This is a genomic window from Stutzerimonas stutzeri, assembly GCF_002890895.1.
In the GTDB taxonomy this organism is placed as follows: domain Bacteria; phylum Pseudomonadota; class Gammaproteobacteria; order Pseudomonadales; family Pseudomonadaceae; genus Stutzerimonas; species Stutzerimonas stutzeri_AB.
The window spans coordinates 194940-208320 of sequence record NZ_POUL01000006.1; the positions used below are offsets into that span (position 1 = coordinate 194940).

Here is a 13381-nt window from a genome sequence, read left to right on the forward strand (position 1 = left end):
ACGCACTCCCGGGTTTGCCTGTTCGGCAGACCCGGGCGCAGGAGGCGCTGTTCAACAACGCCGATGAGCGGCTAAGCGCCGAACGGAGAGAGGATCAGACGCGGAACGCGCCGATCAATTGCTGCAGGCGGCCAACCAATTCGGTGAGTTCGCGACTCGCCTGCTCGGTATGGCCTGCGCCTTCGGCGGTGCGCTGCCCAGCCTCATTGATCGCGACAATGTTGCGGTCGATGTCATGGGCGACAGCGGTCTGTTGCTCCGCGGCCGCGGCGATCTGCTGGTTCTGGTCGACGATGACACCGACGGCGCCAAGGATATTCTCGAGCGCCTGCTGAACCTGTGCCGACTGGCTTACGGTCTCTTCTGCCATCGAATGGCTGGAGTGCATGGTTTTGACCGCCGCGCCGACCCCGCCCTGCAGGCGGCCAATCATCTGCTCGATTTCTTCGGTGGACTGCTGAGTGCGCTTGGCCAGGCTGCGCACTTCATCGGCCACAACAGCGAAGCCGCGGCCCTGCTCACCTGCGCGCGCAGCCTCGATTGCGGCATTGAGCGCCAGCAGGTTGGTCTGTTCTGCCACGCCCTTGATGACATCCAGTACCTGACTGATGGCTTTGCTATCGCTTGCCAGCTGGTTGATCACAGTGACCGATTGTTCGATCTCGGCGGCCAGTAGACCAATGCCGCTCACCTGCGCCTCGACAAGGGTGCGACCGCTGACGGTTTCGTCGTTGACGCTTTGCGCGCTGCCCACTGCGGCTTCGGCGCTGGTGGCTACTTCCTGCGCAGTCGCTGACATCTCGTTCATTGCCGTGGCAACCTGCTCGATCTGCCCGCGCTGCTCGGACACCGTCTGGTTGCTCTCGCCGGAAACAGTCTCGACGCGCGAAGCCTGACGCTCCACCTCGCCCACCGTGTGCCCGACGCGCTCGATGAGTTCACGGATCTTCGAAACGGTCTCGTTGAAAACCTGGCCCAGCTCACCGAGTTCGTCGCGGCTCTGCACCTTGAAGCGTGCCGTCATGTCGCCGGCAGCCACTTTATCCATGGTCGCGCCGAGGCTGCGCAACGACGCACGAGTTGATATGTAGAACGCGCTGTAGAGGTAAACGACGAGCACAAAGACCAACGCCAGTGCGGTCAGCAGCAGCACCATCAGCAGTTGCTTCTGCTCGAGGCGCTGCTCGAGCTCATCATCGAGAAAGCTGAGGATGGCGTCATTGAGCGCATAGGTCTTCGCCATCTCGGCGCTGATCAGGTCGTAGAATTTATCCCAGGGCTGATCCAGGGCTTCAGCCATGATTACCTGGTCCTGGAAGATGTCGCTGCTCGACTGCAGCGAGTTTCGGCTGGCCGTCGCCTGAGCATCCAGTTGGCGCTGCGCGGCAGGGCTGCTGCCCAGCACATCCTGTAGCTGGGCAGCGTATTGAGCCTGCTGCTTCTCCAGCTCGAGCAAGAGGTCGTCCAGTTTGTTGCTGGCATCGGAGTTCAGGTAACCCTGGCCAAAGGTATAGGAGCCCACCGCCCGACCTTCACCGAGGGCAGCGGTGATGGATGGCGTCGCCGAGGTCAGCAGCTCGGAGAGCAGCCGTACATCGCGCTGACTGTCCTGGCTCAAGCCCGACTGGCTGGCGATCAGCTTGATCATTACCTGGGCCTTGCCCAGCAACGCACGGGCCATCGCCGCCTTGGCCTGCAGCGACTGCTGCGACTGCGCTTCACGCAGCGCGGCGTCCAGTTCATCTCGACGCTGGGTGAATTCGGCGACCTGCTCGGGGTTGTCGCTGACCGGCGTCAGGTTCTGCATCCGGGCGGAAAGTTCTCGTTCGGCATTGGCCAGGCGCGTTACCAACGCCTGCACTTCACCGGTCTGGCCGATGATGCCTTCGATCTCGACCAGATCTTTCCAGTCTTCCATTTCCCGGCGCAGCTGCAACGCCGTGCCCAGTAGCTCCAGGCTGCGCAGTTCAGTGCGAGTGCCTACAAACTCTTGGTACGAGTCGCGCACCAGATAGAAGTTGGTCAACAGCATGGGGACGAAAAAGAGAACGCTGATCAGGCTGAACTTCATGCCGAAGCTCAGACGGTTCATCAGGGCGATAGCCGGATACAACAGACTTTTCAAAAGACGTCTCCCAATTTTTGTTGTATTGCCGTCAGCGTCGAGGCTGCGGCAGGGCTCGTCAGAGAATGGTGCGAGAAAACTTATACGGGATATCGGACGGGGCTTGTGTAACTTAAGGTAATGGCAGAGTGACACCCCGGCAACTGGCAGAAGACACGCCGATTCCGGCATATCCACCACACTTATGCAGGGCGTCCGCAGCTCACGCTGGGCGTTATCGACGCGTCAGAGAAAGAGAATCCACAGCGCGATTGCCGCATACCAGAGGATGCGAGCACGCACCAGCAAGGCGGCAAGGCTGTCGAGCCTCAGGATGCCCGCCTGCCCCGCGTAAGACTCTTCAAGGTCGGCCGCCACGGGACCGACCTTGGCCAGTAACTGTGGCGCTGGCACGCCCCAGTGCAACAAGTCCTCAAGCATGGCGCGATTGGCAGCGACGAAATTGCCGACCAAGCCGAAGCTGGCAAGCAGAACCCGCACCGGCAGCCAGTCGAAGGCATGCCTGAACTGGCTGGCCCGCTCGCGTACGGCCTCGGCCTTCGCGTGATCCATGGTCAACGCCAACAGCCGATAGGCGAGCGCCGCGACGGGACCGAGCAGCACGTACCAGAAGATCACCGCAAAAAAGCCTTGATGGCTGCGCCAAAGCAGTTGTGCTTCCACAGCACGCAGCAGGCCCGGAGCATCCGTCGCGCTGAGCCCCAAATCACGTTCGGCGACCAGCGCAGCGGCTTCGTCATCGCCACGACGCCAGGCATCGCGGAACGGCCCGAGCTCACGTTTGCCCTGACCGCGACCCAGGCTGTAGAGCAACACCAGCAAGTGCAGAGGCAGGCTTAGCCAGCCATAGGCGAGCGGTTCAAGCGCCAGCAACAGCATGCCGAGCAACAGAGCAGGCAGCAGCACCAGAAAGAACAGGCTCAGCCATGGCCCATAAGCCGTCCCCGCACCGCCCTCGACCCGCCCCAGCAAGCGCAGCCAAGGCCCGTCTTCCTGTACTACACGCCGCCAATCGGTGAGCTTATCGATGACCAGCGCCAAGAACACTACGAGAAAAATCATCTGTCGAATCCTGTCAGGGCAGTTTCACGCCACGATCGAAGCGGTGCGCAAACGCTGCCAGTCAAATGCGGGGCCGGGGTCGGTCTTGCGACCCGGCGCGATATCGCTATGGCCACAAACCCGCTCCGGCGTGATTGCCGGATAGGCTTGCTGAAGCAGACGACACAGAGAAGTCAGGCTGTCGTACTGGGCTTCGCTGAACGGCATTTCGTCGGTGCCCTCCAGCTCGATACCAAGGGAGAAATCGTTGCAGCTTTGCCGATCACCGAAGCACGACACACCGGCGTGCCATGCGCGATCAAGGCAGGAGACGAATTGGGTAATCGCGCCGTCACGTTCGATCAGGAAGTGCGCTGATACCTGCAGGTTCGCTATTTCTTCAAAGAAGGGGTGCTCGTCACAGGGCAGGCAGTTCTGGAAGAATTGCTGGACTTTTCCGGTTCCGAACTGGCCCGGTGGCAGACTGATGTTGTGAATGACCAGCAGCGAAATCTCGCCGTCCGGACGCAGGTTGAAGTTGGGCGAAGGGCAATGGCGAATGCCTCGGCACCATCCTGTCGCATGATCCAACTGCATCGCGGCGAAACCTGGCTGAACGAAGGCCTGCAGGCTAGCGCCTGCAGCTGCCCCGCTGCAAGCGGCCAGGCTATTCCGGATCCATCACTTACTGACGGCCACGCGCTTCTCATCACGGCGCGAGGCCAGACGATCGGCCAGGCGCGTCGGCTCAGGCAGTCGATAGCGGGTGACGTAACGCATGACCAATTGCGGGGCGCTTTCCAGGCTGACCCTGTTGCCCGGCGAAATGATCAGAGGGCGAACCTTATCCTTGCTGCGTAAAACCGTGCCGATCACCTTTCCTGCTTTGTCCAGCAGGTCGACCTTATCGCCGCGCTGCTCGCCGAGCGGCTGATGAAGCCCGGTGAGGATTTTTTTCGCCACGCCGATGGTCGGCAGGCCGGTAACCACCCCTAGATGAGCAGCAATGCCAAGACCCCGCGGATGCGCGATGCCATGCCCATCGGAAAAGATCAGATCGGGCGTCTGATCAAGGGAGTCGAGCGCCTGCAGCACGGCAGGCAGCTCGCGAAACGACAGCAGCCCCGGTATGTAGGGCATGCACGTCGGAACTCTTGCCAGTGCGTGGCCCAATGGCTCGAGGGTTTCGGCATCGAGGAGAACGACCGCGGCACGGGTGATCTTGCCGCCATCCTCGAAGCCGACATCGACGCCGGCGATCAGCTTTAGAGGACCGAAGTCATCGGTCAAAACAACCTTCTTCGCCAGCTGATTCTGGATCTCGCGCGCTGCACTGGTGCTTCCATCCCAGCCGCAGAATTCGGCACGTGTTTGCGGTGTGTGTGCAGTCATGGTGGCCCTCTTCTGCCTGTTCAGACGGTCAACCGAAGGTACGGTTCCACGATCCATCCATGATTGGGACTGGACAGTCAGGCAAAAAAATAAGACGCTCCCGCCGGACTGCGGCAGTTTTACCCTGCTTTGTCCCAAACAATAACAATGGAACAGCCTGATCTCGCATGCTCACCGACCACCCCCTTAAACGCATCAGCATTCTGGCTACAGACGGAGTGTTCGCATCCACCCTGCTGCATGCCAAAGACTTCTTTCACATGGCCAGCCTGCGTTATGGCAAGCAGCTGGGGCTCGACCTCAACCCCGCCTTCGAGACCTCACTGGTCAGCCCGGACGGTCTTGCGGTCAATACATTCAGCGGCCCACGCATTGAAGTGGACGGCGCCCTGGATGACGCAGACGCCGTGATTCTGCCAGCGTTCTGGGGCGACTTCGACGCCATCAGCCAACGCTATCCACAGGTGTCCCAATGGTTACAGGAGCGGCATGCGGCGGGCAGCGCGATCTGCGGTGAGGCCAGCGGGGCCTTCTGGATGGCTGCGGCGGGGCTACTCGACGGCCGCGAGAGCACCACTCACTGGCGCTTCGCTCAGGAATTTGTGGAGCGCTTTCCGCGCGTGCTGTTTACCCAGGAAAAGCATCTGACCGACAGCGACAATCTCTACTGTGCGGGGGGCACCACCTCGGCCTGCGATCTGTACATCCATCTGGTCGAGCGCTATTGCGGCGCACATATCGCTCAAGGTATGGCGCGAGACATCCTGTTCGAGGTTCGGCGCAACTACAGCCCGGGCAGAATTGGTTTTGGCGGGCAGAAGCTGCATCTGGACACCCGCGTTCTGCAGATCCAGGAATGGCTTGAGGAGCATTTTGCGGAGAAATTTCGCTTCGAAGACGTGGCGCGGGATCACGGCATGAGCATTCGCAACTTCATGCGACGGTTCCAGACAGCGACCGGCGACAAGCCACTTCACTACCTTCAGCGCTTGCGCATCGAAACGGCAAAAACCCTGCTCTCCACCACCCGCAAGAGCATCAAGACGATCAGCTACGAAGTGGGTTACGACGATGCAAGCTTCTTTGCCCGACTGTTCCGCCAGCACACCGAACTGTCACCAAATCAGTACCGGCAGCAGTACCGCCACAAAATCGCTTGAGCCATAAACACAAACGGCAAGTCACGCCAGGGCGCAGACTTGCCGTTCGTGTCGCCTGACGAGATCAGGGCTTATGTGGGCGCGCCAGGTATTCGTGCGACTGCATTTCCAGCAGGCGGCTCAGCGTGCGCTGGAACTCGAACTCCAGGCGCCCACCGGCATACAAATCCTTGAGCTCGACCTCGGCGGAGAGGATCAACTTGACGTTGCGGTCGTAGAACTCATCGACCATGTTGATGAAGCGGCGGGCCATGTCGTCCTTGGAGACGTCCATCCGCTCGATGTTGGAAACCAGCACTGCATCGAAGATCTTGCCCAGCTCGATGTAGTCGTTCTGGCTTCGCGGACCGTCGCACAGTTCGCGGAACTCGAACCAGGCCACGCCGCTGGCAACCTTACGCGCGACAATCTCGCGGTTCTCTATCATCAGCGCTTCGTTTTCCTGAATGCGGCACTGCTCGGGCAACAGGCTGCGGAAGCTCTTCTCCAGGCTCTGCTCGGCTTCGGCGTCGAGCGGGAAGTGATAGAGCTCAGCCTGCTCCAGCGCGCGCAGACGATAGTCGATGCCGCTGTCGACGTTGACGATCTCGGTGTGCTTTTTCAGCAGCTCGATCGCTGGCAGGAAGCGCGCACGCTGCAGACCATCCTTGTAGAGACCGTCTGGCACAATGTTGGACGTCGCGACCAGGCTGACACCGTTCTTGAAGAGTTCTTCGAGCAGTGTCGCGAGAATCATCGCGTCAGTGATGTCCGAGACAAAGAATTCGTCAAAGCAGATCACCCGCGACTCGTCAGCGAAGCGCTTGCCGATGATGGTCAGCGGGTTCTTCTCACCTTTGAGTGTGCGCATCTCTTCGTGCACGCGCTTCATGAAGCGGTGAAAGTGCGTACGGGTCTTCTCTTCGAATGGCAGCGCATCGAAGAAGGTGTCGACCAGATAGGTCTTGCCGCGGCCAACGCCGCCCCAGAAATACAGGCCTTTCACAGGCTCCTGGTGCTTCTTGCCGAACAGCTTGCCCATCAGCCCGGTCTTCGTGCGGTCGTCTGCGACCAGATCGTCGTATAGACGCTGCAGATGACGGACCGCAGTTTCCTGGGCTGCATCATGGAAGAAGTCGGGACGTTTCAGGTCTGCCTGATAGCGCTCAAGAGGGGTCATGGCGGGGTCTGGGTAGTGAAACGGGGCCGACACTTTAGCCGCGCCCTCGGTGGTTGGCAATTTACGCAGATCGTTCAAGCGCTCAGCCTCGAGTGAAAACGGGGTACCGGCTGCATCCAGCCGACCGGCGACCGGTCGGCGTGACTGCCGGCAATTAGGCCATCAATGTTGCCAAAGCCTGGCGCAGGCGCAGCATGGCTGCTTCCAGCGACTGCTCATCGGCGTAGCTCGGGCTGTCGGCAAGGCATTCGCCGTCGAGCCACAAACTGAATTGATCGTCTTCATCGGCACGGAGTTCCAGCGCGTCAACACCTTGCGCGACCAGGCGCTGCGCGACGACGCCAATGGCCTTGGGATCGCTGAATCCGCGGGACAGCAACAGTTCCTCGCCATCCGCAGCGAAGAAGCGGAAACGGAAGCTGCCGTCAGTCTCACGGAAACTGGCGAAGCGGGCAGTCTTGCCACTTTTCTTCTTTGCCGGCGCGGCACTTGTCACATCGCTGCGGAAGTTGCGCAGCCCGACCGCCTCGCGCAACTCCCCGAGGAACGGCGTCGCTACCTTGCGTGCCTTGGCAGCGCCAGCCTGAAGGATGTCTTCCAGGTCGCCAGGACGCGCGATCAGCGTGTGGTAACGCTCACGGGCCTCGCTCAGCTCGTTATCCAGCAGTTCGAACAGCCGCTGCTTGGCTTCGCCCCAGGCAAGCCCGCCCAGCAACTCGGCACGGAACTCGGCCAGCTGAGCCGGCGTGGCAAACGCCTGGTACAGAGTAAACAGGTGGGAGTCGTCCGGATCCTTTGGCTCGCCAGGCAGCCGGGAGTCGGTAACGATCCGAGCGATGGTGCTTTTCAGCTGCTTGGCGCTGCCAAACAACGGGATGGTGTTGTCATAGCTCTTCGACATCTTGCGGCCATCGAGGCCTGGCAAAGTTGCGACGCTTTCTTCAATCAGCGCCTCGGGCGCGGTAAATAGCTCCTTGCCGTTGCCGAACAGGTGGTTGAATCGCTGGCCAATATCCCGGGCCATTTCCACATGCTGAATCTGATCGCGGCCGACCGGGACCTTGTGTGCGTTGAACATGAGGATGTCTGCGGCCATCAGCACCGGATAGCTGAACAAACCCATGGTGATCCCTGCGTCCGGGTCTTCACCCTTCTCGACATTCTTGTCCACCGATGCCTTATAGGCGTGCGCCCGGTTCAACAGGCCCTTGCCGGCGACGCAGGTCAGCAGCCAGGTCAGCTCGGGAATCTCGGGGATGTCCGACTGGCGATAGAAGGTTACGCGCTCCGCATCCAGCCCACTCGCCAGCCAGGTGGCTGCGATCTCAAGACGCGACTGCTGGATCCGTTGCGGATCGTCACACTTGATCAGCGCATGGTAGTCCGCCAGGAAATAGAACGAGTCGGCATCGGCTTCGCGGCTGGCCACGATGGCCGGCCGGATGGCGCCAGCATAGTTGCCCAGGTGTGGTGTGCCCGTGGTAGTGATACCGGTGAGGATTCGGGTTTTCATTCGGTCTTCTCGATCAGTCAGCGCGGCCTGGCCGGAATCAGCCCAGCCGCGGCGCAACCAGGTCCTTGAGTTCCACCAGCTTGCCGTGGAAAAAGTGCCCGCATTCTGCCACTTTCAACAACTCGTGGGGGCGCTGAAGCTCGGCTGAGAACGCATGCACCGTGGCTGGATCGATCACTTCATCGTCGTCGGGCTGGATGATGGTCAGTGCACACCGCTCGGCCAGTGGCAGGTTTGACAGCCGCGATACAGCGGGCGCCACCATGAACAGTCGCTCGAGCGACTCGCCGCGCGCCTCGATGCGGCCGCCCAACGCAGCCGCAACGAAGCCTCCAAAAGAGAAGCCCAGCAGGGTAAGCGGCAGCTCGGGATACTGAGACCGCAGCCAGACCAAGGCGGCTTCGGCGTCTTCAACCTCGCCCATGTTCATGTCGTGGCTGCCGGCGCTGCCACCGACACCGCGAAAGTTGAAACGCAGCGTTGCATAGCCGGCATCGCGGGCGGTGCGCTGCAAGGTCGAGACCACTTTGTTCAGCATGGTCCCTCCCTTGACCGGATTGGGGTGACAGATCAACGCCAGTCCGCATGCTTCGGGCTGATCGAAATACAATCCTTCCAGCGCGCCGGCCGGTCCCTCTATGGAAATGGGGTTTTCGCGTTTCAACAGGGTAACTCCGTGACCTTGGGGCTAGTTGGCTCGTCTTGCTTGCACCTGCGTAGTGATCGCATATCGCGTTGCGGTATACAGGGCAGGAACGAGACGTTAACGTATCAAGCCGTGGAAAAACCACCGCATCAGGCGGTGCAGCCCGCGCAAAAGCAGTTGCGTCCCGGCCCGACAGTCGCCCTGCCCGACCGCCAGCGCAAGGTTTCGCCGCTGAACAGCACAGCCGTTTATATAGAGGAAGTATTCGTGGAACAGACCTTCGCGACCTGGTTGCTCCCGATCGTCGGCGTGATCGTCGGCATCGTCATTGGTTACCTGATTGCGCGAAACAGCGCACCGAATAGCACGCAACGTCAGGTGGACGAACTGCAGGAGCGGTTGGATACCTATCAAAGCGAAGTGGTCACCCATTTCAATACCACGGCCAGCTTGTTGCGCAAGCTGACCAACAGCTATCAGGACATGCAGGATCACTTATCCGAAGGTGCGGACAAGTTGGCTCTCGACGAGCAGACTCGCCAGCGCTTGCTCGCGGCGCTGCACAGCGAGGAAAACCACAGCCATCGCGAGCGCCTCAGTTCACCGACATTCACCGAGCCGCCGAAGGACTACGCGCCCAAAGACGCGGATGTACCGGGCACGCTGCATGAAAACTTCGGTTTGAAAAGCAAACACTAAGGCTGACCGGCGGCACTCGGTGCCGCCTCGTTATTGCGCTACTGCGTCAGACGCATGGACAGGTCAATCGCCCGCACATGCTTGGTCAACGCGCCGATGGAAATATAGTCAACACCGGTCTCGGCAATTGCACGCAGTGTGCCGTCATCTATCCCTCCTGATGCCTCCAGCTTTGCCCGCCCCGCTGTTATGCCTACTGCGGTGCGCATATCAGCCAGACTCAGCTCATCAAGCATCACGACGTCGGCTCCTGCACGGAGCGCCTGCTCCAGCTCGTCCAGGCTCTCTACTTCGACTTCTACGGGTTTTCCCGGAGCAATGCGATGCGCAGCCGCAACGGCTTCTGCTATCCCGCCGCAGGCAGCGATGTGGTTTTCCTTGATCAGAAAAGCATCGTACAGACCGACCCGATGGTTGTGGCAACCGCCACAAGTAACGGCGTACTTCTGCGCCATACGCAGCCCGGGAATAGTCTTGCGTGTGTCGAGCAGCCGTACGCCGGTGCCTTCGACCAGGTCGGCATACTGTCGGCAACGGGTCGCAACCCCCGACAGCGTCTGCAAAAAATTCAGCGCTGCACGCTCGCCGCTGAGAAGTGCGCGCGCAGGCCCCTCCAGATGGAACAGCACGCGATCTGCGTCTACTCGCTCACCATCGACCACGCGCCAATGCACCGCCACCCGCGGATCCAGCTGTCGGAACACGGCATCGACCCATGCAATGCCACTGATAACAGCCGCCTCTCGCGTGATGATCTTTGCCTGGGCGAGGCGCTCGGCAGGAATCAATTGCGCGGTGATGTCACCGGTGCCTACGTCTTCGGCCAGTGCGCGGCGGACGTTGGATTCGATTTCGGCGGAAAGATCCGCAAGAGTGAGATTGGTCACGAAGAGCTCCCATGAAATTGGGCGAAAGTATACGGCGAGCTTTGACCTGTCGCAGCGGAAGGGGAACGTCTCAGCAAAATATGGATTTATCCCTATAATCTGCAAGGCTTCTTGCAGTTCAGAGGTTTTCCGTGAGCATCTGTGAGCTGCATCATGTCCAAGACAAAACTCGGAATTCATTGCCGAACGAGAAGCCTATAATCAGACGATAGATTGGCGCCATGGAAATGGCTATATGCCACTACTTTACTAGCCGTTGCCCGCTATTCACTATCAGCGGCCTGACAAGTGTTGTTGAGCGCCTTGAAAGCAGGCGACCGGAGCGTTCCAATGCGAACTGATGCGAAAGTGGTGCACCTCAAGGCTGCCCCTGAGCAAAAGCAGACTTCAGCGGCAGGCAGATTGCCTGTCGCACTCATCAGTGTGCGCGACAAAGCCGCTCAGCAACTGCGCCTGGCGCTGCAGACGCTATTCGACAATGCCGACGACTCGCTTTTCGAGATAGCGGACCGCGCTACGAGCAACGCCGAACAGAACGCCTTTTTTGAAGCGATGCGGGACCTGCGCATGAAGCGCCGCGGCATCGAGCGCAGCTTCCTGCAGCAGGTTTTCGAGTCTTTTTCCAAACTTAACCAATACGAGATCGGCAAGCCGGCGGAGCCTGAAGCCTCCTTTGAAAACCTGGCACTGGTGCAGAACGACGAACTGGAAGAGTCCGTTGCGATCGACACCATGGTTGCCAAGGTGATGAGTCGCACCAGCCAGTCACTCAGCCACCTCACCACCCGCATCAATGTGCTGGTGAGCAAGAAGCTCGACGACAAGAACAACCCAATGGGTCCTCAGCAACTCTGCGAGTACTTTCTCGAAGCCTGCCGAAGCCTGGGCGTCGAGATCAAGGTCAAGCTGATCATTCTCAAGCTGTTCGAGCGCTACGTGCTGACGGATCTTGAGCAGCTTTATGCCGAATCCAATCAGGTGCTGGTCGCCGCTAACGTCCTGCCGGAGCTGCAATCAGCTCAGCCGCGCCGTTCGCCAAATCGCCCAAACACATCAGGAAGCAGCGCCTCGAGGCCCGGAACAGGCCTTGGCGATGCACCCACTTACGCCGACAGCGGCGTGCAGGAAGCATTCGGAAACCTGCAAGCCTTGCTGTCAGAACTGCGCGGAAGTGCGCTACCTGCCCGCAACCTGCCCAGCGACGCCATCCCGATCTCCAGCAACGACCTGATGCGGCTACTCTCTCATCTGCAGTCGCGCGCCCCGCAGCAGGTCGATGAATTCGACCTCCAAGGTCAGCTTGAGCAACTGCTACACCGCGTCAGCGCCAAGAGCGGCAAGTCACGTGTAGTTGGTGAAGTCGATGAGGATGTGATCAACCTCGTATCGATGCTGTTCGAATTCATCCTCGACGACCGCACCCTCCCCGACTCGCTCAAGGCACTGATCGCAAGGCTGCAGATCCCCGTCCTGAAAGTAGCGGTTCTGGACAAGACCTTCTTCAGCCGCGGCAGCCACCCAGCCCGACGCCTGCTCAACGAGATCGCCTCAGCCGCCATGGGCTGGGCCGATCAGGACGAAGTCCAGCGTGAGGGCCTATATCAGAAGATCGAGCAGATTGTGGCTCGGCTACTGAACGATTTCGTCGATGACCCTGCCATCTTCTCCGAACTACTCGCCGATTTCCTCGCTTTCACAGGCGACGAGCGACGCCGGAGCGAACTGCTGGAGCAGCGCACGAGGGACGCCGAGGAAGGTCGCGCCAGGGCTGAAATGGCCCGCCAGGAGGTTGAGCACGCACTCAATCAGCGCCTGCTTGGCAAAACGCTACCCGAGGTGGTTGTTCGCCTGCTGCAAGAGGCCTGGAGCAAGGTTCTGCTACTGACCTGCCTGAAGCATGGCACCCAGTCGGAACAGTGGCAGGCCGCGCTGGCGACCATGGATGACCTGATCTGGAGCGTCGCCCCTCACGAAGACGTCGAGTCGCGCGCACAGCTGCTGGAGCTGGTTCCGAGCCTGCTCAAGAACCTTCGAGAAGGCCTGGTAAGCGCGGCGTTCGACCCTTTCTCCACCAGCGACTTTTTCACTCGTCTCGAAGCGCTGCATGTGCAGACATTGCAGCAACTGAACCAGTCGACCAATCCCGCACCAGCCACCGAATCGCTCGATCAGGGCGATGCCGCAAGCGAACAGAAGCTTGTGCTGCCACCGCGCGAAGAATCCGCCAATCAGGCGGCAAACCAGGCGATGATCGAGGTCAACGAGGAGATTGTTCTCCTCGCCCCAGGCGAAACCCGCGAACATGAGCCGGAAATAGATCTGGACGATAACGACGAAGCACTGACGCAGGTCGACAACCTGAGAGTCGGCAGCTGGGTCGAGTTCCAGGAAGACGAAGAGCACAAGCTCCGCTGCAAGCTTGCTGCGGTGATCAAACCCACGGGCAAGTACATCTTCGTCAACCGCACCGGTATGAAAGTCTTGGAAAAGACCCGCACGGGCCTGGCGATAGAGTTCCGCCGCGGCGCCATACGCCTGCTAAACGACGCGTTGCTGTTTGATCGCGCCCTTGAGTCGGTGATTGGCAATCTTCGGAGCCTGAAGAACAACAACGGCCGCTAGGGTCCAGGGGCTGCTCCCCACCCTAGTGTTGTAGTCAGTAGCTCTCCCCTCCCCGTCAATTTGCCAACCGAGAGCCAATGCCCAGGCATCGTCCTGCTTGGCTTTTGCCCCTGCGCCGCTAGAATGCCTGCATCCCC

Annotated in this window: 11 protein-coding genes; 3 read left to right on the top strand and 8 right to left on the bottom strand. The window is 60.1% G+C overall.

The window, feature by feature from the left end; translation table 11 throughout:
* Positions 1-94: 94 nt before the first annotated feature.
* From CXK96_RS13515 to nfi, 4 genes are all read right to left on the bottom strand, one after another.
* Positions 95-2125, bottom strand: coding sequence for a methyl-accepting chemotaxis protein (locus tag CXK96_RS13515; RefSeq protein ID WP_102836969.1), 2031 nt, complete (start codon positions 2123-2125; stop codon positions 95-97).
* A gap of 225 nt (positions 2126-2350) precedes the next feature.
* Positions 2351-3187, bottom strand: coding sequence for a regulatory signaling modulator protein AmpE (gene ampE / locus CXK96_RS13520; RefSeq protein ID WP_102836970.1), 837 nt, complete (start codon positions 3185-3187; stop codon positions 2351-2353).
* 24 nt (positions 3188-3211) lie between these two features.
* Positions 3212-3763, bottom strand: a complete 552-nt coding sequence (gene ampD / locus CXK96_RS13525) for a 1,6-anhydro-N-acetylmuramyl-L-alanine amidase AmpD (protein WP_102836971.1) — start codon at positions 3761-3763, stop codon at positions 3212-3214.
* An 84-nt stretch (positions 3764-3847) separates the two neighbouring features.
* Positions 3848-4558: a deoxyribonuclease V gene (gene nfi, locus CXK96_RS13530; RefSeq protein ID WP_102836972.1), complete on the bottom strand. Its 711-nt coding sequence runs from the start codon at positions 4556-4558 to the stop codon at positions 3848-3850.
* Between the two features lie 167 nt (positions 4559-4725).
* Between nfi and CXK96_RS13535 the strand changes: the two genes are divergently transcribed.
* Positions 4726-5718 carry a GlxA family transcriptional regulator gene (locus CXK96_RS13535; RefSeq protein ID WP_102836973.1) on the top strand — a complete coding sequence of 331 codons (993 nt, stop codon included), beginning with the start codon at positions 4726-4728 and terminating at the stop codon, positions 5716-5718.
* A 64-nt stretch (positions 5719-5782) separates the two neighbouring features.
* Here CXK96_RS13535 and zapE read toward each other — a convergent pair whose 3' ends face one another.
* From zapE to CXK96_RS13550, 3 genes are all read right to left on the bottom strand, one after another.
* The gene (gene zapE / locus CXK96_RS13540) at positions 5783-6877 is read right to left on the bottom strand and encodes a cell division protein ZapE (protein WP_102837060.1); all 1095 of its coding nucleotides are present in this window, start codon (positions 6875-6877) and stop codon (positions 5783-5785) included.
* Between the two features lie 154 nt (positions 6878-7031).
* Entirely contained in the window at positions 7032-8390 is a 1359-nt protein-coding gene (locus tag CXK96_RS13545; RefSeq protein WP_102837061.1) for a tryptophan--tRNA ligase, read from the bottom strand.
* Positions 8391-8427: 37 nt separating this feature from the next.
* Entirely contained in the window at positions 8428-9057 is a 630-nt protein-coding gene (locus CXK96_RS13550) for an alpha/beta hydrolase (RefSeq protein WP_102836974.1), read from the bottom strand.
* A 246-nt stretch (positions 9058-9303) separates the two neighbouring features.
* Between CXK96_RS13550 and CXK96_RS13555 the strand changes: the two genes are divergently transcribed.
* Positions 9304-9735, top strand: a complete 432-nt coding sequence (locus CXK96_RS13555) for a YhcB family protein (protein WP_102837062.1) — start codon at positions 9304-9306, stop codon at positions 9733-9735.
* Between the two features lie 38 nt (positions 9736-9773).
* Here the strand turns inward: CXK96_RS13555 and nadC are convergent, their stop codons facing one another.
* The gene (gene nadC / locus CXK96_RS13560; protein ID WP_102836975.1) at positions 9774-10622 is read right to left on the bottom strand and encodes a carboxylating nicotinate-nucleotide diphosphorylase; all 849 of its coding nucleotides are present in this window, start codon (positions 10620-10622) and stop codon (positions 9774-9776) included.
* 330 nt (positions 10623-10952) lie between these two features.
* On the opposite strand from nadC, the gene CXK96_RS13565 reads away from it, so the two are divergent.
* On the top strand, positions 10953-13244 hold the full coding sequence (locus CXK96_RS13565; RefSeq protein WP_102836976.1) for a DUF1631 domain-containing protein: 2292 nt from the start codon (positions 10953-10955) through the stop codon (positions 13242-13244).
* Positions 13245-13381 lie beyond the last annotated feature (137 nt).

What these genes read in the sequence shown, in the direction of transcription:
- ampE (WP_102836970.1), bottom strand. Translation starts at nt 3,187, where the DNA reads ATGATTTTTCTCGTAGTGTTCTTGGCGCTGGTCATCGATAAGCTCACC.
- ampD (WP_102836971.1), bottom strand. Translation starts at nt 3,763, where the DNA reads ATGCAGTTGGATCATGCGACAGGATGGTGCCGAGGCATTCGCCATTGC.
- nfi (WP_102836972.1), bottom strand. Translation starts at nt 4,558, where the DNA reads ATGACTGCACACACACCGCAAACACGTGCCGAATTCTGCGGCTGGGAT.
- CXK96_RS13535 (WP_102836973.1), top strand. Translation starts at nt 4,726, where the DNA reads ATGCTCACCGACCACCCCCTTAAACGCATCAGCATTCTGGCTACAGAC.
- zapE (WP_102837060.1), bottom strand. Translation starts at nt 6,877, where the DNA reads ATGACCCCTCTTGAGCGCTATCAGGCAGACCTGAAACGTCCCGACTTC.
- CXK96_RS13545 (WP_102837061.1), bottom strand. Translation starts at nt 8,390, where the DNA reads ATGAAAACCCGAATCCTCACCGGTATCACTACCACGGGCACACCACAC.
- CXK96_RS13565 (WP_102836976.1), top strand. Translation starts at nt 10,953, where the DNA reads ATGCGAACTGATGCGAAAGTGGTGCACCTCAAGGCTGCCCCTGAGCAA.